Raw genomic sequence first — 23,538 nt, forward strand, 5'->3', positions numbered from 1 at the left:
CCACCAGGACCTGCCCTTCGAGTCCCTCGTCGAGGCCGTCAACCCGCAGCGCACCCTCGCCCGCCACCCCCTCTTCCAGGTCATGCTCGCGTACCACAACACCTCGCGGGCCACCCTGGAACTGCCGGGCCTGGAACTCGAAGCCGCGTCCGGCGCCGAGGCTCCCGCGCTGGTCGACCTGGCGTTCAACATCGCCGAGTCCCACCACGACGGCACCGCGCCCGCCGGCATCAGTGGCGGCCTCCACTACGCCACCGACCTGTTCGACCGTGCGACGGCCGAGCGGATCACGACGTACCTCACCCGCCTCGTCACCGCGGCGGCGGAACACCCCGACAGCCCCCTGCACGCCCTCGGGATGGTTCCCGAGGCGGAGTTGGTCCAGCTGACCGGCCTGGGCAGCGGCCGGGCCACGCCCGCCGGTACGGCGGTGCCGCTGCTGGCGGAGGTCTTCGAGGAGCAGGTCCGGCGGACGCCCCACGCGCCGGCCGTGACCTTCGAGGGCGTCACCCTGTCCTTCGCGGAACTGAACGAGCGTGCCAACCGGCTGGCCCACTACCTGATCGGGCGGGGTGCCGCGCCCGAACGGACGGTGGCGCTGAACGTGCCGCGCTCGCTGGACATGGTGGTCGGCCTCCTGGGCACCCTGAAGTCCGGTGCGGCGTACCTGCCGATCGATCCGGACTACCCGGCCGACCGCATCGCGTACATGCTCGCCAACACCGAACCGCTGCTGACGCTGACCTCGCTGCCCGACACCGCCTGTCTGCCGTCCGGAAACCCGCGGGTCCCCGTTCACGCCGACCACCCCGTGTACACCATCTACACGTCGGGTTCGACCGGACGCCCCAAGGGCGTCGTGGTGACGCACGGCTCGCTGGCGAACGTGTTCCACAGCCATCAGGACTACCTGCACACCGAGGAGCACCACCGGCAGCCGGGGCAGGTCAACTCGGCGCTGATCGCGTCGATCTCCTTCGACGCGTCGTGGGATCCGGTGATGTGGCTGTTCAGCGGACACCGGCTGCACGTGCTGAGCACCGACGTCGCCCGGAACGCCAAGAAGCTGGTCGACTACATCGCCGAGGAGTCGGTGCACTTCATCGACGTGACCCCGTCCTACTTCGCCGAGCTGGTGGAGCACGGGTTCCTGGAGGAGGGGCGCACCGAGCTGTCGATGGTGATGGTCGGCGGAGAGGCCATCGGTGACGCCCTGTGGCAGGAGCTGCGGGACAACCCGCGGCTGTGCGGCTGCAATTACTACGCGCCGAGCGAGTGCACGGTGGACTCGCTGGGGCACCACACGTCCGAGGGCGACCGCCCGGTGCTGGGGTCGCCGCTGCGCAATACCGGCGTGTACGTCCTCGACGACCTGCTGTGCCCCGTGCCGGCCGGCGTGGCCGGTGAGCTGTACGTCGCGGGCGAGGGTCTGGCCCGCGGGTACGTGAACCAGCCCGGCCGCACGGCGGAGCGGTTCACCGCCGATCCGTTCGGCGCTCCCGGGGCCCGTATGTACCGGACCGGTGACCTGGTGCGCCGGAACACGGACGGGACCCTGGAGTTCCTGGGCCGGGTCGACGACCAGGTGAAGGTGCGGGGGTTCCGGATCGAGCTCGGTGAGATCGAGGCCGCGCTCGGTGCGCACCCGGCGGTCGCGCAGTGCTCGGTGATCATGCGGGAGGACCGTCCCGGAGACAGGCGGCTGGCCGCGTACGTCGTACCGGCGGACGAGCCGGTGCTCCCGCACCCGGAGGACCTGCGGAGCCTGCTGCGGGAGAGCCTGCCCGACTACATGGTGCCCGCGGCGTTCGTGGTCATGGACCGGCTGCCGCTGACGGCGAACGGGAAGCTGGACCGCAGGGCGCTCCCGGTGCCGGACTACGCGCCCGCGGCCGGTAGCGGCCGGGGGCCGCGGAACGCGCACGAGGAGGTCTTGTGCGGCCTGTTCGCCGAAGTCCTGGGGCTGGAGAAGGTCGGCATCGACGACGACTTCTTCGAGCTGGGCGGGCATTCGCTGCTGGCGACGCGCCTGGTCAGCCGGGTCCGCAGCCGGCTCGGTGCCGAGCTGTCCATCCGGGCCCTGTTCGATGCGCCGACCGTCGCCGGCGTCGCACCCCACACCGCGGCCGCGTCGGCCGGGGCACCGAAGCGCCCCGCGCTCACCCCCCGCCGCAGGCCCACCAACCCGAGTTAAGGAACGACATCAGATGACGACCTCGATACCCGTCCCCGCCCGCGCCGGGGTGCACGAGCTGGATCCGGCGGAGGCCGCGGCGGCGCGCGCGGTGGCGCTGCGCCTGGTCGCCACGGCCGGCGCGGTGGTGGACGATGAGAAGTGGATATCGGCCGCGGGAGCGGCCTGGGAGGAGCTGCCGCTGTCGCTGCGGCACGCCGTGCGGACGTTCCGACGGCATTCGGGGAGCCGCGGCACGCTGCTGCTGCGCGGGCTGCCGGTGGCGGTCGAGGAGCTTCCGGCGACGCCGGGCCATGGCTCGTCGGTGCAGCGGCGGGCGACTGTGCCGGCCGCGCTGGTGATGGCGGTGGCGTCGGGTCTGGGTGATCCGATCGCGTTCGTGCCGGAGAAGTCCGGTGCGATGGTGCAGGACGTCGTCCCGGTGGCCGGCCGGGAGGAGTTCCAGGGGAACGCGGGCTCGGTGCGGTTGTCGTACCACAACGAGAACGCCTTCCATCCGCACCGGCCGGACTACGTGCTGCTGATCTGCCTGCGCCCCGATCACGACCTGGTCGCGGGGACCAGCACGGCGTGTGTCCGCGAGGCGCTGCCGCTGCTGTCCGCGGCGGGCCGTGAGGCACTGCACGCGGCGGAGTTCACGACGGCCGCACCGCCGTCGTTCGGCGGCGGCGGGGAGCGGGCAGGGGCGCACGCCGTACTGACCGGTCCCGTGGAGGATCCGGACCTCCGGGTGGACCTGGCGGCGACCCGGCCGCTGACGGTTCGGGCGGAGCGGGCGCTCGCCGAACTGGCCGACGTGTTCGAGACGGTCGGGCGGACCGAGGTGCTGACCACGGGTGACCTGGTCGTCGTGGACAACCGGGTGGCCGTGCACGGGCGGTCGCGGTTCACGCCGCGGTACGACGGTTCGGACCGGTGGCTCCAGCGCACCTTCGTAGCCGCCGACCTGCGCCGTTCCCGGTCCCATCGGGCCGACGACGGGCACGTGCTGGTCTGAGCGGCCGTACGCGGCCGGGGCTGTCGGTGGCGCCGGCTGGCAGTTTGCTGTCGGCGCCACCCCCTGCCAGCAGGATCCCTTGGACGCCTGGTCGCGGCCTCGCAGAATCCAGGGAGGGGCAAGACGCGGCACGCGTCCCGCGCTCTCTCCCTTCCCCCCTTTCGATTTCCGAGTGACGGAGCATGACATGACGAACCCCTTCGAGGACGACAGCGCCGCCTTCTGCGTCCTCGTCAACGACGAGAACCAGCACTCGCTGTGGCCCGCCTTCCGCGAGGTGCCGGCCGGCTGGACGGTGGTGTTCAGCGCGGACAACCGCAAGGACTGCCTGGACTACGTGAACGAGAACTGGACCGACATGCGGCCGAAGAGCCTCGTGGAAGCGATGCGGGGCTGACGTGCCGCTGCTGCAGAGCAACGGGGTCGTCCTGGAGTACGAGGTCCAGGGCGCCGGTGAGCCGGTCCTGCTGGTCATGGGGACCGGCGCCGACCGGCGGCCGTGGCACCTGCACCAGGTGCCCGAACTCGTCGACGCGGGCTACCGGGTGATCACGTTCAACAACCGGGGCATCGCGCCGAGCAGCGGCGCCGAGGGGCCCTACTCCCTGCGCGATCTCGCCGGGGACGTGGCCGGCCTGCTGGAGCAGCTCGCTCCGGGACCCTGCCGGGTGGTCGGCTTCTCCATGGGGGCCCATGTGGTCCAGCAGCTGCTGCTGGACCGCCCGGAACTGGTGTCCCGGGCGGTGCTCATCGGCACGACGGGCCGTACGGACACGATGCGGCGGGCCATGCGCGAGGCGGAACGCCTCGTGTACGACCGGCAGGTGGACGTGCCGCCGCTGCAGCGGGCCGTCTCCACGGCGCTGGAGAACCTGTCCCGTGCGACGCTCGCCGACGAGTCGGCGGTCCGCGACTGGCTGGACGTCTTCGAGTACGCGATGCCCGCCGGCCCGGGGGTCCGCGCGCAGCTGGACCTGGAGCTGGACGGCGACCACCTCGCCCGGTGCGCCGGGATCGGTACGCCCTGCCACGTGATCGCGTTCTCCGACGACGTCATCGCCCCGCCGCACCTGGGCCGGGAGGTGGCGGAGGCGATCCCCGGCTGCACCTTCGAGGAGGTCGCCGCCTGCGGCCACTTCGGCTACCTGGAGAACCCGGCAGCGGTGAACGCCTCCCTCCTCAAGCACTTCTCCTGACCGGACCGGTCCTCTCCCACCGCCCCGGCACACCCACACACCCGCTCGCACGATTGGACGCAGAACGTGGACGACTCCGCTGCCCCGGCAACCCTCCCGGTGACGGACATACTGGTGGACGGGCACACGCTGTCCCGGGACACGGTGGCCGCCGTGGGACGGGGCGTGCCCGGCCTGCGGGCCTCCGTGCCCGAGGAGGCGGACCGGCGGATGGCTGCCTCGCGGGAGCTGAAGCGGGAGCTGATCGCCACCGGGATCCCCATCTACGGGGTGACCTCCGGGTTCGGCGACAGCAACACCCGCCAGATCTCCGAGGTCAAGACGCAGGAGCTGCAGCGCAACCTGCTGCGGTTCCTCGGCAGCGGGGTGGGCCCGGAGGCCCCGCCGGAGGTGGTGCGGGCCACCCTGCTGATCCGTGCCAACTGCCTGGCGCGGGGGCACTCGGGGGTGCGGCCGGAGGTGGTGCGGCTGCTCCTCGACTGCCTGGCTCAGGACATCCTGCCGGTGATCCCGGAACGGGGTTCGGTGGGTGCCAGTGGGGACCTGGTGCCGCTCAGCTACATCGGCCGCGTGCTGACCGGCGAGGGCGAGGTGCTCCACCGGGGTGAGCGGACGGACGCGGGCACCGCCTTGGCCGCGGCCGGGCTCCGGCCGGTGGTGCTGGAGGCGAAGGAGGGGCTGGCCCTGGTGAACGGCACCTCCTTCATGTCCGGTTTCGCGACGATGGCGATGGACCGGGCGGCGCGGATCGGCTTCGCGGCGGACCTGTGCACGGCCCTGACCAGTCAGGTGCTGCGCGGCAATCCCGCCCACTTCGCGGACTTCCTGTTCGAGCAGAAGGCGCACGCCGGGACCCGGGCCAGTGCGGCGCGGGTCCGGCGACTGCTGAAGGGTTCCCGGTCGTTCGACCAGCTGACCGAGCGGGAGGCCGTCATTCCCGGCGACGTCGACTTCCGGGAACTGGACAAGCCGATCCAGGACCGGTATTCGATCCGCTGCGCGCCGCACGTGAACGGGGTGCTCGCCGACGCGCTGGCGTGGGCGGACGGATGGATGACGACGGAGATCAACTCCTCGAACGACAATCCGCTGTTCGACGTGGACGCCGGGGTGGCCCGCAACGGCGGCAACTTCTACGGCGGCCACGTCGGTGTGGCGATGGACTCGCTGAAGACGGCCCTCGCCAGCGTGGGCGACCTGCTGGACCGCCAGCTGGAGCTCGTGGTGGACGAGAAGTTCAACAACGGGCTCACGCCGAACCTCATCCCGTGGCTCGAGCCCGGCGACGGCATGGCCGGTCTGTTCCACGGCTTCAAGGGCATGCAGATCACGGCGTCGTCACTGGTCGCCGAGGCCCTGAAGAACACCATGCCCGCGACGTCGTTCTCGCGCTCGACCGAGGCGCACAACCAGGACAAGGTCAGCATGGGCACGATCGCTGCCCGGGACGCGTACACGGTGGCCGCGCTGACCGAGCAGGTGACCGCGATCCATCTGCTGGCCCTGTGCCAGGCGGCCGACCTGCGGGGCGCGCACCTGCTGAGCCCGGCGACCCGGGCGGCGCACGACGCGGTCCGCGAGGTCTCCCCCTTCCTCGACTCCGACCGTCCGCTGGCCGGGGACGTCGAGCGGGTGGCCGGGCTGATCTCGTCCGGTCGGCTGCAGGCCGCCGTCACCGACCTTCCGTAACCCACCGGGCGGACGCCCTCGGCGGGAGCCCTCCGCCGGGTACCGCCCCCCTTCCATCGCCTCAGGAGCTCGCGTGCACATCGTCGCGTCCAGACCCGGTACCAGAGCCGATCTCAGTCCCGCCGCGGCCGTCCGCCGCCATGCCGTGCGCCGGGGCGACTCCGTCGCGCTCGCCTACCGGGGGGCCGCCCCCGGCTTCCCCGGATCCCCCACCACCACGGAGGTGTCGTACCGCGAGCTGGACGAACGCAGCGGACGCCTGGCCCGGGCGCTGCTGGACGCCGGTGTCGGGGCCGGCGACCGGGTCGCCTACCTGGGGCTGAACAGTCCGGCGCTGATCGCGACGCTGCTGGCCTGCTCGGCGGTGGGAGCGGTCTTCGTGCCCGTGAACCACCGGCTCGCCGCGGACGAGGTGGCCGACGTGCTGGCCGACTGCGATCCGCGGGTCCTGGTGGCCGAGGCGGGACAGGAGGTTCTCGCGGACGCCGTCGTACGCGGTCTCGCCGTGAAGTCGGTACTGGCCGTCGGCGAGGACGGCCGGGCGCCCGGCGCGCGGCTGCCGCTGGACACCGGGCCCGTCCCGGCCGGGGAGGACGCGCTCGCGGCGCTGCTCTACACCTCGGGCAGCACCGGCCGTCCGAAGGGCGTCATGCTCACGCACGGCAACCTGTGGTGGAACTGCGTGAACGTGTGGTCGCTGCTGGACACGCGCCCGGAGGACGTGGTGCTGGTCGCGGCGCCGATGTTCCACATCGGCGGCCTGAACGCGCTCACCGTGCCAACGCTGCTGCGGGGCGGCACCGTGGTGGTGCACCGGGCGTTCGATCCGCGTGCCTGCCTCGACGCGCTCGTCACCCACGGCGTGACCGGCTTCTTCGGGGTGCCCGCCATGTTCTCGGCGCTGGCCGACCTGCCGGAGTTCCCCGCGGCCGACCTGTCCCGGCTGCGCTGCGCGGTGGTCGCGGGAGCCCCGGTGCCGCCGCGGCTGATCCGCCGGTACGCCGGCCACGGGGTGCTGCTCCAGCAGGCCTGGGGGCTGACGGAGACGGCCCCGTTCGCCACGTACCTGCCGCCCGGGCAGACGGAGGCGCGGGCCGGCTCGGCGGGCGTCGCCATGCCCTACACACAGGTGCGGGTGGCCGACCCCGCCGACCCGGCGCAGCCGGCCGCGCCCCTGGTGCACGGGGAGATCCTGGTCCGGGGCCCGAACGTCACCCCGGGTTACTGGAACAACGCGCAGACAACGGACGCGTCGTTCACCGGGGACGGCTGGTTCCGGACGGGAGACATCGGCCACCTCGACGAGGACGGCTACCTGTGGGTCGTCGACCGGCTCAAGGAAATGATCATCAGCGGTGGCGAGAACATCTACCCCGCCGAGGTCGAACGCCACCTGGTCGAGCTCCCCGGCATCCGGGACGCCGCGGTCATCGGCGTGCCCGACCCCACCTGGGGCGAGACGGTGGCCGCGGTGGTGGTGGCCGAGGACGGCGGGCCCGGACTTGACTCCGTGCGCGAGGCGCTCGCGACCCGCCTCGCCCGCTACAAGCTCCCCCGTGTCCTGGTGACCGTTTCCGCCCTGCCCCGCAACGGCAGCGGGAAGACGGACAAGCCCGCGCTGCGCCGGTGGGCGCACGACGGCACCTGGCCGGCGGGGACCCGCACCGAGACCCCGCCCCTTCCGGCCCCCGCCGAAACCCCCCTCGCCGACGAAAGGAACCCCCATGTCCTCGCTGCGGGCTGAAACCCCCACCACGAACCCCGAGCGGACGGTGCGCGACTACTACCGGCAGGTAGACGCCGGCAACGTCCGCGAGCTCGTCCATCTGTTCGCCCCCGACGCCAGGTACCTCCGCCCCGGCTACGAGCCCATCGTCGGGCACGACGGCCTGGAACGCTTCTACACGGAGGAACGCGTCATCGAGTCCGGTCTGCACAGCCTGGACCAGCTGATCGCCTCCGGGCGGAACGTGGCCGTGCACGGCCAGTTCCGGGGCCGCCTGAAGAACGGTCGGGACGCGTCGCTGCGCTTCGCCGACTTCTTCACGCTGACGGACGGCGGGCTTATCGCGGGCCGCCAAACCTTCTTCGACTCGCCGCTGGTGTGACGCGGATGGACGACAGCGCACGTGCGGTGCTCGCCGCCGCCGAGGCCGCCCTGGGTTCCGGGCTGTCCGCCGCCCGCGACCTGGGCGGGAGTGCGCGCAGCACGGTGCTCCGGTGCCGGTCGCAGGTGCACGGCAGTGTGGTGGTCAAGGCGTACGCCGACGATCCGGCGGCCCTGGGGGCGTTCCCCGCAGAGGCCGCCGGGCTGTCACTAGGACTGGCCGGGCCGCGCCTGCTGGCCGTCGACCCCGGGCATCCGCTGATCGTGATGCGGGACCTGGGCGGCGGGCCGACGCTGGCGGACCTCCTGCTCGGTGCGGACTCCGAGGCGGCGCAGGAGGCGCTGCTCGGCTGGAGCAGGGCGCTGGGCGACCTTGCCGCGCGTTCGCCCGCGTACGCGGTGGAGTTCGGGTCCCGGGTCGAGGAGTACCGGCGCGGGCACACCACCTGGATGGAGGGGACCTCGATCCTGGGCGTCGTGGGCAGGCTGCCCGAGCTGCTGGAGCGGGCCGGGGTGGCGCCCCCGCCCGGTCTCGACGCGGACATCGCCGAGATCCAGGCGCTCGCCGACAGTCCGTACACCGGGCTCACCCCCGGCGACACCTGCCCGGACAACACCATGCTCACCGCGGACGGCATGCAGCTGCTCGACTTCGAGGGGGCCGGGTACCAGCCGGTGTTCCTGACCGCCGCGTACTGCCGGATGCCCTTCGCCACGTGCTGGTGCGCCTTCCGGCTGCCGGGAAACATCGGCCGCCGGGCGGAGGCCGCGTTCCGCCGCAGGCTGCTGCCCGTGTATCCGGGGCTCTCCGACGACGCGGTCTGGGCGCACGGCATGCGCATGGCGATCGCCGCCTGGTCCGTGATGACGCTCGGGGCGCTGCGGTACGCGGCGGAGGAGGACTACCCGCTGCACAGCACGCGCCGGCCGGCCCCCATGTCCCGGCAGCTGCTCGCCTACCGCTGGGAGAGCCTGCTGCGCGAACTCGAATCGGCCCGGGAGCTTCCCGCGTTCGCGGAGCTGCTGCGGGGGTTGCTGGCAGACCGGGCGGCAGTGTGGCGGCCGGATCCGCTGCCGGCGTTCCCGGCCCTGGTGTCGGCTCCGGCGGGCTGAGGCGCCGGAGCGTTTGGTATCAGCGTGGACCCGCCGCGGGAATCAGGGCTGGTCAGCGCCGACGCTTCACCACTTTCCCCACGAAGAAAGCCCTGTTGGAAGCGGTGCTCGTCGGCCGATCGGAGCGGCTGGCCTAAGAGGCGGCGACGGCTGGCAACGAGACCGGCCCGGCGGGCGCTCTGGTCTGCTCGGACGGCAGTGTGGGCGTGGACCACACCCTCCGGACGGCAAGTGTGGTGACGGTGGCCATGTGCCGCTGACCTGGGCGTTCCTATGGTGTGGCGACACGGAAACGTCCCCGTCCCCGTCCGGAAGTGGTACTCATGGCCGCCTCTGTCACACCGTCAGCCAGCCCCGGAAGCATCAGGAGAGTCGTCGCGGCGAGTCTCGTCGGGACCACCATCGAGTGGTACGACTTCTTCCTCTACGGCTCAGCTGCCGCTCTCGTGTTCAACAAGCTGTTCTTTCCGGACTCCGACCCGCTCGTCGGGACGCTGCTGTCCTTTCTGACGTATGCCGTCGGGTTCGCTGCGCGCCCCTTGGGCGCGCTCGTGTTCGGACACTACGGTGACCGCCTGGGGCGGAAGAAGCTTCTGGTGCTCAGCCTCGTGCTGATGGGCGGGGCCACCTTCGCCATCGGACTGCTGCCCACGCACGCGACCGTCGGCTCCGCCGCGCCGGTGCTGCTCACCGCGCTGCGGCTCGTCCAGGGGTTCGCACTCGGTGGCGAGTGGGGCGGTGCCGTCCTGCTGGTGTCGGAGCACGGAGACGCGCGACGGCGCGGCTTCTGGGCCTCGTGGCCGCAGACCGGAGCGCCGGCGGGGCAGTTGCTCGCGACCGGTGTGCTCTCGCTGCTCACCGCCGTACTGTCCGACGACGCGTTCGGCACCTGGGGCTGGCGGATTCCGTTCCTGCTCTCCGGAGTGCTCGTGCTCGTCGGTCTGTGGATTCGGCTGTCCGTCGACGAGTCGCCCGTGTTCAAGGAGGCGTTGAAGCGGGCCGAGTCCCGCCGGGCCGACGAGACGGAGAAGCTGCCGCTCGTCTCCGTGCTGCGCGACCACTGGCGGGACGTGCTCGTGGCGATGGGCGCCCGGATGGCGGAGAACATCAGCTACTACGTGATCACCGCCTTCATCCTCGTCTACGCCACCACTTCGGCGGGCGTCTCCAAGCAGACCGCGCTCAACGCCGTCCTGATCGCCTCCGCCGTGCACTTCGCGGTCATCCCGGCCTGGGGCGCGCTGTCCGACCGGGTCGGGCGGCGGCCGGTGTACCTGCTCGGCGCGGCCGGTGTCGGCCTGTGGATGTTCCCGTTCTTCGCGCTCGTGGACACCGGGTCGTTCGGCTACCTGGTGCTGGCCGTGACCGTCGGGCTCGTGCTGCACGGCGCCATGTACGCGCCCCAGGCCGCCTTCTTCGCCGAGATGTTCGCCACGCGCATGCGCTACTCGGGCGCTTCCATCGGTGCGCAGTTCGCCTCCGTGGCGGCCGGTGCCCCCGCCCCGCTCATCGCGACCGCGCTGCTGTCCGACTACGGCAGTTCCACCCCGATCGCCCTGTACGTGATCGCCGCCGCGGTGCTGACGCTGGTCGCGGTGGGGGTGTCCCGGGAGACGCGGCACCGGGACCTCGCCCGGGTCGAGGGCGAGGAGGGCGAGCTTTCCGACGCGAGCCCGGCCGCCGAGGCGCGGACGGTCTGAGCGAGGCGGCCTCCGCAGCACGCACCCGGCACGACCCCCGTACGGCACGTCCGTACGGGGGTCACCGTCTGTCCGGTGCCGCCAACCGGTGCAGCCGCAGGGCCAGTTGGATCTCCAGGGCGCGGGCAGGGCTCTGCCAGTCCTCGCCGAGCAGCCGGCCCACGCGCTCCAGCCGTTGGGCGACCGTGTTCACGTGCACGTGGAGCGCGTCCTTGGTGCGCGCCGGGCTCATCCCGCCGGCGAAGTACGCGTCCATGGTGCGCAGCAGTTCCGTGCCGCGCCGCTCGTCATAGGAGACGACCGGGCCGATGGTGCGGTCGACGAACCCGGCGACGTCCCGTTCGCCCGCGAGGAGCAGGCCGAGAAAGCCGAAGTCCTCGGCCGCGGCGCCGTCTCCGGCCCGGCCCAGCAGGTGCAGGGCGTCCAGGCAGCGCCGGCCCTCGGCATAGGCCGCGGCGACCTTCTCCGGGTGCGCGGCGAGATCGGTGACGGGGGCGGAGGCGCCGACCGTGACCGGCTGATGGACGGCCGTGCCCAGGTGATGGGCGGTGCGACGGGCCACGTCCGTGGCTATGTCACCGGCACCGAGCGGCAGCAGCAGCACGGTGCCCCCGTCGCGGGCGGCGGCCAGGCCGCGCCGGGTGGCGGCGAGATGGGACGCGGCGGACCACAGACGGCGGCGGGCCGCCGCCTCCTCGTCCGCGTCGGCCGCCGGGCCGTCGAGGCGTGCGGCGAGCACGACATGCGTGGCGTCCAGATCGGCGTGGAGCCGGGCCGCGCGTTCGCGCAGCAGCCGCGGGTCCCGGTCGCGGGCGTCCAGGAGGTCGTCGAGCAGTTCGCCCCGTACGCGCTGCTCGGCCTCGGCGGCGGAGCGGCGGGCGAGCAGGAGCAGCGAGGTCACCATGGCAGCGCGTTCCAGCGTGCGCTGGTCGACGGGGTCCAGAGCCGGATGTCCGCGCAGGACGAGGGCGCCGAGGAGTTCGCCGCCCGCGGTGACCGCCGCGAGCCAGTCGCTGCCGTGCCGTACGGCGTGCCCGTCGGCGCGGGACGCTTCCAGCGCCTCTGCCGGTGCCTCATCGGCCTCGGTGAACTCGACGGTGCCGCTCAGGACCTCGGAGACGGCTGCGGCCACGTCGTGGACTCCGCCGCCGCGCAGGACGAGTTCGGCGAGCCGGTCGTGGACGTCGGAGGCGCGTTCGATGACGGCGCTGCGGTCCCGGATGATGTCGTTGGCGCGCTCGAGCCCGGCCAGCGCCGCACGGGTCTCGGTGAGCAGGTTGGCGGTGTCGATGGCGGCCGCGGCGAGCGCGGCGAAGGAGCCGAGCAGGGCGATCTGCTCGCGCTCGAAGACACGGGCCCTGCGGTCGGCGGCGAAGAGCACGCCGATGACGTGCGGGCTGAGCATCAGGGGGACGCCGAGGATGGCGACCAGGCCCTCGTCGCGGACGCCTGCGTCGATGGACAGGGTGTGCTGGAAGCGGGCGTCCTTGAAGTAGTCGTCGGTGACGTACGGGCGCGTGGTCTGGGCGACCAGTCCGCCGAGCCCCTCCCCCATGCCGAGGCGCAGTTGCTGGAAGCGGGCGGACACGGAGCCCTCCGTCACCCGCATGTAGGTGTCGCCGCGCGCCGGGTCGTTCAGGGTGAGGTAGGCGACGTCCGTCCCGAGCAGGGAGCGTGCGCGCTGCACGATGGCCTGCAGGACGGCGTCCAGGTCCCTCAGCCCCGCGAGGTCGTGGGCTGTCTCGAAGAGTGCGGACAGCTCCGCCTCGCGTCGCCTGCGGCCTTCCAGCTCGGCGCGGACGCGCAGGGCGAGCAGCTTGGCCTGTTCCAGCGCGGCGATCCGGTCGGTGGGCCGGCCCTCGGCGCGGGCGAGCAGCACGGGCTGCTCGTAGGCCTCCACGGAGGCGTCGCGGGCCAGCAGCTCGAGGTACTCCGCCTCGGCACTGCCACCAGGTGCCGTCTGAACGTGATCGCGAGACATGGTCACAGGATTCCGCATCGGCCGCCCGGCCCGTCAGGTCTGTGGAGAACTCCCGGGCCGGAGGCCGCCGGGCCGTTCAGTGGGCCGTCCATCCGCCGTCGAGCACCAGCGAGGTTCCGGTGACGAAGGACGCCTGCGGGCCGCACAGGTAGGCGACGGCCTCGGCGACCTCCTCCGGTTCGATGAGCCGCTGGAGCGCGCTGTCCTTCAGCAGGACCTCGGACAGCACGCGCTCCTCGGGGATGCCGTGCGCCTGTGCCTGGTCGGCGATCTGCTTCTCGACCAGGGGGGTGCGCACGTAGGCCGGGTTCACACAGTTGGAGGTCACGCCATGGGGCGCGCCTTCCAGGGCCGCCGTCTTGGAGAGGCCTTCGAGGCCGTGTTTGGCGGCCACATAGGCGGACTTGAAGGCGGAGGCGCGCAGACCATGGACGGAGGACACATTGACGATCCGACCCCAGCCCTGGGCGTACATGTGCGGGAGGGCGCCGCGGATGAGGCGGAACGGCGCCTCCAGCATCACGGTCAGCACGGTGTGGAAGACCTCGGGCGGGAACTCCTCAATGGGACGCACGAGTTGCAGCCCGGCGTTGTTGACCAGCACGTCGGCCCCGGCGGCGGCGCGCTCGGCGGCGTCGAGGTCGGTGAGGTCCACGACGTGCGGTACGACGGTGCCCGCGGGGTCTCCGGCCGGCCCCGCCTTGTGGGCCAGCTCGGCCAGACCGGCCGCGTCCCGGTCGACGGCGCGTACCTCGGCCCCGGCTGCGGCGAGTCGCAGAGCGCAGGCGCGGCCGATGCCGCTGGCGGCGCCGGTGACGACGACGGTGCGGCCGGCGAGGTCGAGGGCGACGGACCGGACGTGGGGGCCGGGGCCGGGCAGGGGGTTGGGCGAGGTCATGCGCCGACCCTAAGTGGAGCCGACCCCTCACCACATATGGTGTCCACCCATACTTCAGCCGGCAGTCATAGGGTCAAACCATGTGGGTGCCTCGGACATGGCCTGCTTGATGCGGAAGAGACCGAACTCGTTGAGATCGGGCAGCGCGTCCACCGCGAACCACCCCACCTCCAGCGACTCGTCGTCGTTGACCCGGGCCTCGCCGCCCACCGCCCGGCAGCGGATGGTGATGTCCATGTACTGGCAGACGTCCCCGTTGGTGTAGGTCACCGGCTCCAGGGCCTGGACGAGGACGATCCGCTCGGCGACGCAGTGGACCGCCGTCTCCTCGAAGACCTCGCGCACGGCACAGGCTGCAGGCTGCTCGCCCGGCTCCGGGATGCCACCGATGACCGACCACTTGCGAGTGTCGGACCGCCGGCCGAGGAGCACTCTGCCCTCGCCGTCGAAGACGATCGCGGTGACCCCGGGGAGCCAGAGCAACTGCTGATCGATGGAGGCCCGGAGCGTGCGGATGAATTCGGGAGTAGCCATGGCCCGACCCTAGCGGGCCGGTCCGCGGCTCCTCGGCAGGTCCGGGTGGCGTGCGAGGGTCGTACCGCTATGCGCCGCCGGCGCGTCGGCCGCGCAGACCGGAGCCGACGGCCCAGCCGATCCCGCCCGCCGCGACCACGATCAGGGCGATCTCCGGCAGGATGCCCAGCTCGGTCGCCGGGGTCCGGGAGGTGCGCAGCGGCACCTTCTGGACGAGGTACGCGGGCACGAACATGCCGGTCTTCTGGGTGATCCTCCCGTCCGGCAGGATGAACGCGCTGACGCCGCTGGTCACGGGCACGGTCACGGTGCGGCTGTGCTCGACGGCGCGGATCCGGGACATCGCGAGCTGCTGGTAGGTCATCTCGCTGCGGTCGAAGGTCGCGTTGTTGCTCGGCACGGAGATCATCTCCGCGCCGTGCGTGACCGTGTCCCGCACGGCCCAGTCGAAGGCTGCCTCGTAGCAGGTGGCAAGGCCGACCTTGACGCCCGCGATGTCGAACTCGCCCGGCCTGCCGCCCCGGCTGAAGTCCTGGCGGACCATGCCGGTCCAGTCGTTGTTGATCGCGCCGACGAGCCCGCGCAGCGGAAGGTACTCCCCGAACGGCTGGATCTGCCGCTTGTCGTAGGTCTGCGTCGGACCCTTGACCGGGTCCCAAAGGATCTGCTCGTTGAGCAGCTTGCCGTCCTTCTCGACGACCCCGCCGACCGAGATGGGCACGCCGACCGCCTTGGCGGCACCCTCGATGACGGCGGCCGCGTCGGGGTTGGTGAACGGGTCGATGTCGGAGGAGTTCTCCGGCCACAACACGTAGTCGGGCTTCGCGGCCTTGCCCGCCCTGATGTCGGCGGCGAGTTTGAGCGTCTCGCGCACGTGGTGGTCGAGGACGGCCCGCCGCTGGGCGCTGAACTCCAGCCCGGAGCGCGGCACGTTGCCCTGGATGAGCGCCACCGTCGCGGTGCCGTTCTCGGCCTTGTCGGTCACCAGCGCGCGGGCCGCGACCGCGCCCGCCACCGGCACGGCCACGCTCAGCAGCGCGGCGGCCGCCGCCCCGCGCCGCACGGCCCGGGTACGGCGCCCCTCGACGATCAGGCGCCCGGCCTCGTACAGGCCGAATCCGCACAGCACCACTGCGAAGCCGAGCACAGGAGTGCCGCCCAGCGCGGCGAGCGGCAGGAAGACGCCGTCCGCCTGACCGAACGCGATCTTGCCCCAGGGGAATCCCCGGAAGGGCACGCGCGCGCGTACCGCTTCGCCCGCGATCCAGAGGGCGGCGGCCCACACCGGCCATGCGGGCAGCCTGGAGACGGCGGCGACGCCCACGCCGACCAGGGCGATGAAGACCGCCTCGATGGCCACCAGGGCGAGCCAGGGACCGGGACCGACCTCCACGCCGGTCCACACCAGCAGCGGCAGCAGGAAACCGAGCCCGAACAGGTAGCCGAGACCGTGGGCCGCCTTCCAGCCACGGCCGCGCAGTACCCAGCCGAAACCGGCGAAAGCGGGCAGGGCCAGCCACCACAGGGTGCGCGGCGGGAAGCTGACGTAGAGCAGCACTCCGCAGAGCGCGGAGGCGGCGGCCGGGACCAGGCGCAGCAGCCGGCCGCCCAGCGCGCCGGGCGCGGGGGACGGCTGGAGCTGATCCGGCTGGTCCACGGAGGTTGCGGTGACGGTCACCCGGGTGAGTGTACGGCGGGCGACCTGGCCGCCGACAGCGCGGTCGGCACCGGAACCGACCGCGGCGAACCACGGTCGTCGCTGGTCGGCGCCCGTTCCGGCCGACCGTGAGGGTCGCTGACACACGCCCACTCCCACCGACGCTGGTGGTCGCTGATCTACGCCCGCTCCCACCGGCCGAGGTCGTCCCTGATCCACACCCGCCCCCACCGACCGAGGTCGTCGCCGGCCGGCGCCCGCTCCGACCCGCGGCGGCCCGCTGCCCGGGTCCGTGGCTTCGGGCCACGCATCCGGGCGGCGCGGGCCGCGGCGTCCGGCCGCAAGCACGTTCGGGCGGAGGCGCCGGAACCCGGCGGATATCACGATGTTCTCCGTAGCTCGTCCACAAACAAGCCATCAGCCGTTACGGTGTGCCCAGCCTCGGCGGTGCGGCCGGACCCGGCGCACGGCCTTGGCCTGCCACAGGTCGGGGGACCGGGTGCGAGGGGCGACGGGTGGGGTCGACGGGGATGCGGTCCGCGACCGGTGTGGACGCGGAGAACGCCAGACGAAACGTTTCTGACGGTGCGGGCATGGTTCTGCTCGGGGCCTGCGCCGGATGGTCGCTGATCACCGCGGCGGCCCACGACGGGCGGCCCGAGGGCATGCTGCTCGCGGTGCTCGCGGTGGCCGCCGGCTATGCCGCGGGCCGGGTCACCGGGACGCTGCTGCCGGTGGCCGCGCCCTGCGCCGGCGCGGCGACCGGGCTCGCGCTCGCCGTAGCGCTGCCCGCCCTCTCCCCCGGCCCCCGGTACGCCGCCCCGCTCGGGCACGCCGGGGCCACGGCCGCCCTGCTGGCGCTGGCCGCAGGAGCCGCCTGCTGTGCCGCCTGGGCGACGCCCGTGCCGGCACTCCGACTGGGGCTGCGGGCGCTGGCCGTCGCGACCGTGCTGACCGGAGCCGCCCTGGGCTCGGCGGCCGGTTGCGTGGCCGGCGCGGCCGTCCTGCTGTGCTCGCTCGCCGCGGGCTCGATGCCCCACCGCGGCGTGGGTCTCGCGGCTCTGGCCGTCGCGGCCGCCCTGGTGGCGGGGGCGACCTGGGTGGTCGCCGCGGACTGGTTGCCCGACGGCCCCGCCGGGGCGCTCGCCGGCCGATTCACCCCGCACCGGGTCCGGCTGTGGCAGGACGCCCTCCGGCTGGCCGGCCGGCACAACGGCCTGGGCGTCGGCCCCGGCCGGTTCGGCGAGCTGAGCGACGCGACGCCGCGCACGCTGCTGTCCGACGGCAAACCGCACTCCGCCCCGCTGCAGCAGGCGGCGGAGCAGGGCTTCGTCGGGGTGTTCCTGTTGGCGGCCGCTTTCTGCTGGGTTCTGCACGCGCTGTGGCGCACCCCTCGTTCCACCCCGGTCGCGCTCACCGCCGGCGCCGCCCTGACGGCGCTGGCCTGCCTGGCCTCGGTGGGCAACGCGCTGAGCTTCACCACGGTGACCGTCGGCGCGGGACTGCTGGCCGGATGGGCGACGGCACGGCCGTGGGCGGGCGACGGCACGGAGCCACGGCTCTGAGCACGCCGGCACGCCCGATCCGGCGAGTGCGTCTTCACGCGGTCCGACCGCGCCCGGCCTGGGTGCCAGCCGTTTCCCGCTGTTTGCCCGCCGCTCGTCCGCCGCTTGGACACCTCATCCGGCCGGGGCGTCCGGCTCGGCGAGCCGGCCCGTGCCGGGTGTCCGGGCTCAGCGACCCGACCCCGGTGTGGTCGTTCGCAACCGGTCCCTGATGACCCGGACCGCCGTCTCCGCGTTGTCGACGGTGACCGTGAAGGTGTGGCCGTCCCACAGGCGCAGCACGATGCCCTCGCCACGGCGTACGACGACCGCGGTGCCCTTCTCGGGGCGCCAGCGGTAGCCCCATCCGCCCCAGTGCCTGGGGGTGACGAGGGCGGCGAAGTCGGCGCCCGCCACCTGGGAGAGCGGGATGCGGCGGCGCGGCAGTCCGATGTGCCCGCAGCGCACTTCGAGGCACTCCCTGTCGAGTCTGAGGTCGACGTGCACGAAGGCGAGCGTGCCGAAGAGAACCAGCAGACCGGCCGCGATGCAGCCCACGACGGACATCACCAGCGGGGCGGTGCCGGAATGCCAGGCCGAGTCCACGGCCAGCTCGATGCCGAGCGCCATGCAGGCGGCGCCGACCAGCGCCAGAAGCCACTGGACCCGGTTGGTGGCACGCCCGGTCCAGACGTCCGGGTGCGGGCTGTCGTCGGCGGGGGAATGGGGGTGGGGGTGATCCCTCATAGGCATGAGGTTACTCAGGTTTCGCTGCGCGGGTACCCGCTCGCGGAGAGTGACTGCTCCGAGCGGCTCAGACGGCTGCCGGCACCTGTGCGGGCTCGTCCAAGGGACAAGGCCGCCGTCCCGTCACCTGCGGTCGGCGAGCGGGCCGACGGCGGGCAGCAGCCGCCCTTCGGCGTAGTGCAGCGCGGGTGGGGGCAGCTCACCCTCGCGGCCGCTGAGCAGCACCGTCAGAGTCCCCTCCGCGGAGGCGTCGGGGGCAGGCTGCTCGCCGAGGCGGCGCAGGGCCTGCGCGGCCACCGCCCCGGCCGAACCGTGCAGGACGAGCGGAGCGGCGCCGGGACGCTGGAGGGCGGCGCGGATACGTTCCGTCACCAGCTCGTAGTGGGTGCAGCCCAGGACGACGGTCGTCACATCGTCCGGCGTCAGTGCGGCCGCGGCGGCTACAGCCGCTTCGATGGCCGACTCTTCCGCGTGTTCGACCGCCTCGGCGAGACCCCAGCAGGGCACCTCGGTGACCGGCACGCCGTCGGCGAAGTCCCGGATGAGACCGCGCTGGTAGGCGCTGCCGGTGGTGGCAGGGGTCGCCCAGATAGCGATCCGGCCGCCGCCCGCCGCGGCCGGCTTGATAGCCGGGACCGTGCCGATCACCGGGATACCGGGCTCCAGACGGGCACGCACAGCGGGCAGCGCGTGCACGGTGGCCGTGTTGCAGCCGATGATCAGCGCGTCGGGCCGGCGGGCCGCCGCCGCCTCGGCGACGGCCAGCGCGCGCTGGGTGAGGTCCTTGGGCGTGCGCGGCCCCCAGGGCATACCGTCGGGGTCGAGGGAGAGGACGAGATCCGCGTCGGGCCGCAGGCGCCGTACCGCGGCGGTGGCCGCCAACAGGCCGATTCCGGAGTCCATGAGCGCGATCTTCACCCGGCCACGATAGACGATGCGTTCTTGTGACCCGGTCCGGTGGGGCAGACTGCGGCCGTGAGCGCCGTCCTGTGGATCACCGCCGTATCACTTGCCGCCTGGTGCTGGCTGCTGCTGTGCCAGGGCTTCTTCTGGCGCACGGATGTCCGGCTGCCGCCGCGCCGGGATCCGGAGGCGTGGCCGTCCGTCTGCGTGGTCGTACCAGCGCGTGACGAGGCCGCCGTGCTGGCGGCGAGCCTGCCGTCGCTGCTGGCGCAGGACTATCCGGGGCGGGCGCAGGTCTTCCTGGTGGACGACGGGAGTACGGACGGCACCGGGGAGCTGGCCCGCGAGCTGTCCCGGCGGCACGGCGGGCTGCCACTCACGGTGGGCTCGCCCGGCGAGCCGCCGGCGGGCTGGACGGGCAAGCTGTGGGCGGTGCGACACGGCATCGGTCTGGCACGCGCGCGTGATCCCGAGTACCTGCTGCTGACGGACGCCGACATCGCGCACGCGCCGGACAGCCTGCGCGAGCTGGTGGCGGCGGCCCGCACCGGGGGCTTCGACGTGGTGTCGCAGATGGCGCGGCTGCGGGTGGAGAGCCTGTGGGAGCGGCTCGTGGTCCCGGCGTTCGTGTACTTCTTCGCGCAGCTGTATCCCTTCCGCCGGATCGGCCGGAAGGGATCGCGTACGGCCGCCGCGGCGGGCGGCTGCGTCCTGCTGCGCGCCGATACGGCGGAGAAGGCCCGTATCCCGGACTCCATCCGGCACGCCGTCATCGACGACGTGGCGCTCGCGCGCGCGGTGAAGGACGTCGGCGGCCAGGTGTGGCTGGGGCTGGCCGACCGGGTGGACAGCGTGCGGCCCTACCCGCGGCTGCACGACCTGTGGCGGATGGTCTCGCGCAGCGCCTACGCCCAGCTGCGGCACAACCCGCCGCTGCTCCTCGGTACGGTCGCCGGGCTCGCGCTGGTGTACCTGGTGCCGCCCGCCGCGGTGGTCGTGGGCGCGGCCGGCGGCAGCACGGCGACGGCGGTCCTCGGCGCACTGGCGTGGGCGGTGATGGCGGGCACCTACGTGCCGATGCTGCGCTACTACCGGCAGCCCCTGTGGCCGGCTCCGCTGCTGCCGTTCACCGCGTTCCTGTACCTCCTGATGACGGTCGACTCGGCCGTACAGCATTACCGGGGGCGCGGGGCGGCCTGGAAGGGCCGCACCTACGCCCGTCCCGGCGCGGTGACGGACGAGGGCTGAGCCCGGTCACTTGCGGCCGGGTGTCCAGTTCATGCCCCAGCCGTAGGCCCGGTCCATGGTCCGCTGCGGGCTCACTCCGCGCTCCGGCACCAGATACCGCGCCTCTCGCTGGACGACGAGGTCGCCGCCCGTGTTGGTGATCAGGGCGAGCGCGCACACCGTCGAGGGCACGGTGCACTCGTCGAGCGAGAAGTCGATGGGGGCGCCGTGCTGCGGCTGGAGGGTGACGGTGGCGTGCAGGTCGGCGAAGGAGCTGGCGCCTTCGTAGACGGTGACGAAGACGAGGATGCGCCGGAAGTCCTGCTTGTGGTCGAGGTTGACGGTGAGGTTCTCGCCGTCGGCGACGGCTCCGGTGCGGTCGTCGCCGTCGAGGTGGATGTACGGCGGCCGGTTCAGGGAGCCGAAGGCGTTGCCTAGGGCCTGTACGACGCCCTTGCGGCCGTCGGCGAGTTCGTACAGGGCGCCAAGGTCGAGGTCGAGGTCCGCCTGTCCGCCGCCCCACCGGCCGCCCCAGCGCGGAAGCTGCCTGCGCACCTGCCAGTTGAGGTTCACCCGCATGGTTCCGGAGGTGCCGCCCTGCTTGGCCAGCGACACGGAGGGGGCCGCCTTGGTGAGGGTGACCTTGGACAGGCGCACCGGCTGGAGCACGGGCGCCGGAGGGGCCGCGGGAGGGGGTGGCACCGTCACGGGCGGCGGCACCGGGGGCGCGGCCGGAGGCGGGGGCACGGTCGCCGGGGCGCTCGCCATGGGCGGCGCGGTGTGCTGGGGTTCGTCCACGGTGATGCCGAAGTCCGTCGCCAGGCCTTCGAGTCCGCTGCTGTAGCCCTGGCCGACGGCGCGGAACTTCCAGCCGTCCTGACGGCGGTAGAACTCGCCCAGTACGAAGGCCGTCTCCACGGTCGCGCCGGGGTTGTCGAAGCGGGCGGCCACCTGACCGGTCGCCGGGTCGGTCACCTCGATGTAGAGGTCCGGGACCTGCCCGAACGTGCCGCCGTCCGCGGAGGCGGCGAGGACGATCCGCTCGATCGTGCCCTCCACGCGCGCGAGGTCGACGAAAAGGGTGTCGGTGACGTGTCCGCCGGCATTCCGCTTGCCTTCGTGGCGGACCGCGCCGGAGGGGTGGGCGGGCTGGTTGTAGAAGACGAAGTCTCCGTCCGAGCGGACTTTCCCGGCGGCGAGCAGCAGCGCCGAGGCGTCGGCTTCGGGCACGCCGGGTCCGGGACGCCAGCCCAGTTCGACGCGCAGGGCCGTGGTCGGCACCGGCGTGTTCGATCCCTTCGGCATTGACATGTCCGCCCCCATCCCGTGTCGGTTTCCCGGCGTCCCCGGTTGGCCCGGTCCCTGCCTACCCGCACAACCTATGCGCCTGGACGGCGAACACCCATGAGCGGCACAGGAAGATCGCCGGTCAACCGCCGGTAACCCAGCAGGAACTCGGTCTTTGCACGATCGAAACGTTGATCGGCGTCCTTTTTTTGCCGAGTTCGCTCGGATTGGGGATCCCGGGTCACTGGCGACACCGAAAACAACCCTCTTATCGGTCTCCCCAACGACCACATCGTGGGCTTACCTTATGTGCCATGACCTCCCCCCGCTCCACTTATGGTGGCGGCTACTACTCCGCCTCCTTCCCGGACACCCCGATCTACGACTCGCTCGTGGCCGAGCGGGGCACCCCGCAGATCGCCCCGATCCGGGTCCCCGCCGCCTACGACACGGGCGGCGGCCTGCCCGCCCTGCCGTCGGCACTGCCCGCCCTCCCTGCAGCCCCGTCCCCGCAGGGCCACGGCTACGGCTACGGCTACCCGCAGACGCAGCAGCCCGCCCCGCTGCAGCAGGCGCCCACGGCGTACATCCCGCAGCAGGCGAGCGCCCCGCGGGGGTACCCCGGTCCACAGGCCCCGCAGCAGCAGCGCCCGATGGCGGCCGGCACAGCGTACGAGGCCATGCGCCCGGCCGCGCCGCGGCCCGCGCAGGGCCCCTACCAGGACCCGTACAACAACCAGCAGTACCGCGGGTACTGACCGGCGCTCCCCGCGCTGTCGGTGTCGCCTGGCACGATGGCGTGATGGGAAACGCCGAAGTGCAGTCGATCCACGTCCATCCGGTCAAGGCGTTCCGGGGCCTGTCGCCCCGGGAGGCGCTGGTGGAGCCCTGGGGCCTGGCCGGTGACCGGCGCTGGACACTGATCGACGACGGGGGAAAGGTCGTCACACAGCGAGAGCAGCCGCGTCTCGCGCTGGCCGCCGCCGAGCCTCTGGCCGGCGGCGGCGTTCGTCTGTCGGTACCCGGTCGGGCGCCGCTGACGGTGCCGGTGCCGGAGCCCGCGACGACGGTGCCGGTGAACGTCTTCGGCACGAAGGTCGAGGCGGTCCCGGCAGCGGCGGCCGCGCACGCCTGGTGCAGCGCCTATCTGAAGGCCGAGGTCCGCCTGGTCCACATGGACGATCCGGCCACGCGCCGCGCGGTCGACCCCGAGTACGCCCTGCCCGGCGAGACGGTGAGCTTCGCCGACGGTTATCCCCTTCTGGTCACCACGGCGGCCTCCCTCGACGCCCTGAACTCCCTGATAGCCGAGGGCGACCACGCCCACGAGGGCCCGTTGCCCATGAACCGCTTCCGGCCCAACGTCGTCGTGGCGGGCACCGAGGCCTGGGCCGAGGACCACTGGTCGAGGATCTCCATCGGCGAGGTGGTCTTCCGGGTCCCTAAGCCCAGCGGACGGTGCGTCGTGACCACCACCGACCAGGACACCGCCGTACGCGGCAGGGAACCGCTGCGCACTCTGGCACGTCATCGCAAGGTCGGCGGCAGGCTGCTCTTCGGCCAGAACCTCGTGCCTCTCTCGACCGGCACGATCAGGATCGGGGACCCGGTCCGGATGCTGGAGTAGCACGCGGCGGTGGCTCGCCCATCGGTCCGGCGACCGGCAACCCGGGGCCGGGCCCCGGTCGTTCGGAGCATGGGAGATTTCGTGAGAGGCGGCGTACGTCACCAGTCGCGGCGGACGTGATGTCGCTCTCTCTTGGC

The 23,538-nt window shown here is 72.9% G+C and carries 20 protein-coding genes; 13 read left to right on the forward strand and 7 right to left on the reverse strand.

Going from position 1 to position 23,538, the window contains the following annotated elements:
• The 9 genes from ABZ079_RS16225 to ABZ079_RS16265 form a co-directional block, all read left to right on the forward strand.
• Nucleotides 1-2,194: amino acid adenylation domain-containing protein (locus ABZ079_RS16225; RefSeq protein WP_356940085.1), on the forward strand; the 2,194-nt coding region annotated here is incomplete at its 5' end.
• Nucleotides 2,195-2,207: 13 nt separating this feature from the next.
• Nucleotides 2,208-3,191, forward strand: coding sequence for a TauD/TfdA family dioxygenase (locus tag ABZ079_RS16230; RefSeq protein WP_356940086.1), 984 nt, complete (start codon nt 2,208-2,210; stop codon nt 3,189-3,191).
• Between the two features lie 187 nt (nt 3,192-3,378).
• Nucleotides 3,379-3,588: an MbtH family protein gene (locus ABZ079_RS16235; RefSeq protein ID WP_356940087.1), complete on the forward strand. Its 210-nt coding sequence runs from the start codon at nt 3,379-3,381 to the stop codon at nt 3,586-3,588.
• Nucleotide 3,589: 1 nt separating this feature from the next.
• Complete coding sequence (locus tag ABZ079_RS16240; protein WP_356940088.1) at nt 3,590-4,387, forward strand: alpha/beta hydrolase; 798 nt, start codon at nt 3,590-3,592, stop codon at nt 4,385-4,387.
• Between the two features lie 99 nt (nt 4,388-4,486).
• Nucleotides 4,487-6,076, forward strand: a complete 1,590-nt coding sequence (locus ABZ079_RS16245) for an aromatic amino acid ammonia-lyase (RefSeq protein ID WP_356940089.1) — start codon at nt 4,487-4,489, stop codon at nt 6,074-6,076.
• A 73-nt stretch (nt 6,077-6,149) separates the two neighbouring features.
• Nucleotides 6,150-7,820 (forward strand): long-chain fatty acid--CoA ligase, encoded by a 1,671-nt coding sequence (locus tag ABZ079_RS16250; protein WP_356940090.1) that lies wholly within the window; start codon nt 6,150-6,152, stop codon nt 7,818-7,820.
• A complete protein-coding gene (locus ABZ079_RS16255) occupies nt 7,801-8,184 on the forward strand; it encodes a nuclear transport factor 2 family protein (RefSeq protein WP_356940091.1) in 384 nt (127 codons plus the stop codon). Before ABZ079_RS16250 ends, ABZ079_RS16255 begins: the two co-directional genes overlap by 20 nt.
• 5 nt (nt 8,185-8,189) lie before the next feature.
• Entirely contained in the window at nt 8,190-9,296 is a 1,107-nt protein-coding gene (locus ABZ079_RS16260; RefSeq protein WP_356940092.1) for a hypothetical protein, read from the forward strand.
• Between the two features lie 323 nt (nt 9,297-9,619).
• Nucleotides 9,620-10,996: an MFS transporter gene (locus tag ABZ079_RS16265; protein ID WP_356940093.1), complete on the forward strand. Its 1,377-nt coding sequence runs from the start codon at nt 9,620-9,622 to the stop codon at nt 10,994-10,996.
• Between the two features lie 61 nt (nt 10,997-11,057).
• Here ABZ079_RS16265 and ABZ079_RS16270 read toward each other — a convergent pair whose 3' ends face one another.
• The 4 genes from ABZ079_RS16270 to lnt all read right to left on the reverse strand — a co-directional run bounded on the left by ABZ079_RS16270 (nt 11,058) and on the right by lnt (nt 16,087).
• A complete protein-coding gene (locus ABZ079_RS16270; RefSeq protein ID WP_356940094.1) occupies nt 11,058-12,977 on the reverse strand; it encodes a GAF domain-containing protein in 1,920 nt (639 codons plus the stop codon).
• Nucleotides 12,978-13,053: 76 nt separating this feature from the next.
• On the reverse strand, nt 13,054-13,875 hold the full coding sequence (locus tag ABZ079_RS16275) for a 3-hydroxybutyrate dehydrogenase (RefSeq protein ID WP_356940095.1): 822 nt from the start codon (nt 13,873-13,875) through the stop codon (nt 13,054-13,056).
• 54 nt (nt 13,876-13,929) lie between these two features.
• Nucleotides 13,930-14,409 (reverse strand): NUDIX domain-containing protein, encoded by a 480-nt coding sequence (locus tag ABZ079_RS16280; protein WP_356940096.1) that lies wholly within the window; start codon nt 14,407-14,409, stop codon nt 13,930-13,932.
• 67 nt (nt 14,410-14,476) lie between these two features.
• Nucleotides 14,477-16,087, reverse strand: a complete 1,611-nt coding sequence (gene lnt / locus ABZ079_RS16285) for an apolipoprotein N-acyltransferase (RefSeq protein ID WP_356940097.1) — start codon at nt 16,085-16,087, stop codon at nt 14,477-14,479.
• 572 nt (nt 16,088-16,659) lie between these two features.
• Between lnt and ABZ079_RS16290 the strand changes: the two genes are divergently transcribed.
• Nucleotides 16,660-17,631, forward strand: coding sequence for an O-antigen polymerase (locus ABZ079_RS16290; protein WP_356940098.1), 972 nt, complete (start codon nt 16,660-16,662; stop codon nt 17,629-17,631).
• Between the two features lie 168 nt (nt 17,632-17,799).
• On the opposite strand, the gene ABZ079_RS16295 is transcribed toward ABZ079_RS16290, so the two are convergent.
• A complete protein-coding gene (locus tag ABZ079_RS16295; protein ID WP_356940099.1) occupies nt 17,800-18,357 on the reverse strand; it encodes a hypothetical protein in 558 nt (185 codons plus the stop codon).
• Between the two features lie 123 nt (nt 18,358-18,480).
• On the reverse strand, nt 18,481-19,275 hold the full coding sequence (locus tag ABZ079_RS16300; protein ID WP_356940100.1) for an aspartate/glutamate racemase family protein: 795 nt from the start codon (nt 19,273-19,275) through the stop codon (nt 18,481-18,483).
• Between the two features lie 39 nt (nt 19,276-19,314).
• On the opposite strand from ABZ079_RS16300, the gene ABZ079_RS16305 reads away from it, so the two are divergent.
• Nucleotides 19,315-20,508, forward strand: a complete 1,194-nt coding sequence (locus ABZ079_RS16305; RefSeq protein WP_356940101.1) for a glycosyltransferase — start codon at nt 19,315-19,317, stop codon at nt 20,506-20,508.
• A 6-nt stretch (nt 20,509-20,514) separates the two neighbouring features.
• On the opposite strand, the gene ABZ079_RS16310 is transcribed toward ABZ079_RS16305, so the two are convergent.
• Nucleotides 20,515-21,792: a TerD family protein gene (locus tag ABZ079_RS16310; protein WP_356940102.1), complete on the reverse strand. Its 1,278-nt coding sequence runs from the start codon at nt 21,790-21,792 to the stop codon at nt 20,515-20,517.
• Between the two features lie 296 nt (nt 21,793-22,088).
• Here ABZ079_RS16310 and ABZ079_RS16315 point away from each other — a divergent pair, with 296 nt between their 5' ends.
• Together ABZ079_RS16315 and ABZ079_RS16320 are read left to right on the forward strand one after the other, a co-directional pair.
• The gene (locus tag ABZ079_RS16315) at nt 22,089-22,532 is read left to right on the forward strand and encodes a DUF6643 family protein (RefSeq protein WP_356940103.1); all 444 of its coding nucleotides are present in this window, start codon (nt 22,089-22,091) and stop codon (nt 22,530-22,532) included.
• Between the two features lie 44 nt (nt 22,533-22,576).
• A complete protein-coding gene (locus ABZ079_RS16320; RefSeq protein WP_356940104.1) occupies nt 22,577-23,401 on the forward strand; it encodes an MOSC N-terminal beta barrel domain-containing protein in 825 nt (274 codons plus the stop codon).
• Nucleotides 23,402-23,538 lie beyond the last annotated feature (137 nt).

The sequence above is a fragment of the Streptomyces sp. NPDC006314 genome (assembly GCF_040613075.1).
Lineage (GTDB): Bacteria > Actinomycetota > Actinomycetes > Streptomycetales > Streptomycetaceae > Streptomyces.

What these genes read in the sequence shown, in the direction of transcription:
- ABZ079_RS16230 (WP_356940086.1), top strand. Translation starts at nt 2,208, where the DNA reads ATGACGACCTCGATACCCGTCCCCGCCCGCGCCGGGGTGCACGAGCTG.
- ABZ079_RS16235 (WP_356940087.1), top strand. Translation starts at nt 3,379, where the DNA reads ATGACGAACCCCTTCGAGGACGACAGCGCCGCCTTCTGCGTCCTCGTC.
- ABZ079_RS16255 (WP_356940091.1), top strand. Translation starts at nt 7,801, where the DNA reads ATGTCCTCGCTGCGGGCTGAAACCCCCACCACGAACCCCGAGCGGACG.
- ABZ079_RS16260 (WP_356940092.1), top strand. Translation starts at nt 8,190, where the DNA reads ATGGACGACAGCGCACGTGCGGTGCTCGCCGCCGCCGAGGCCGCCCTG.
- ABZ079_RS16265 (WP_356940093.1), top strand. Translation starts at nt 9,620, where the DNA reads ATGGCCGCCTCTGTCACACCGTCAGCCAGCCCCGGAAGCATCAGGAGA.
- ABZ079_RS16270 (WP_356940094.1), bottom strand. Translation starts at nt 12,977, where the DNA reads ATGTCTCGCGATCACGTTCAGACGGCACCTGGTGGCAGTGCCGAGGCG.
- ABZ079_RS16275 (WP_356940095.1), bottom strand. Translation starts at nt 13,875, where the DNA reads ATGACCTCGCCCAACCCCCTGCCCGGCCCCGGCCCCCACGTCCGGTCC.
- ABZ079_RS16280 (WP_356940096.1), bottom strand. Translation starts at nt 14,409, where the DNA reads ATGGCTACTCCCGAATTCATCCGCACGCTCCGGGCCTCCATCGATCAG.
- ABZ079_RS16290 (WP_356940098.1), top strand. Translation starts at nt 16,660, where the DNA reads ATGGTTCTGCTCGGGGCCTGCGCCGGATGGTCGCTGATCACCGCGGCG.
- ABZ079_RS16295 (WP_356940099.1), bottom strand. Translation starts at nt 18,357, where the DNA reads ATGAGGGATCACCCCCACCCCCATTCCCCCGCCGACGACAGCCCGCAC.
- ABZ079_RS16310 (WP_356940102.1), bottom strand. Translation starts at nt 21,792, where the DNA reads ATGCCGAAGGGATCGAACACGCCGGTGCCGACCACGGCCCTGCGCGTC.
- ABZ079_RS16315 (WP_356940103.1), top strand. Translation starts at nt 22,089, where the DNA reads ATGACCTCCCCCCGCTCCACTTATGGTGGCGGCTACTACTCCGCCTCC.
- ABZ079_RS16320 (WP_356940104.1), top strand. Translation starts at nt 22,577, where the DNA reads ATGGGAAACGCCGAAGTGCAGTCGATCCACGTCCATCCGGTCAAGGCG.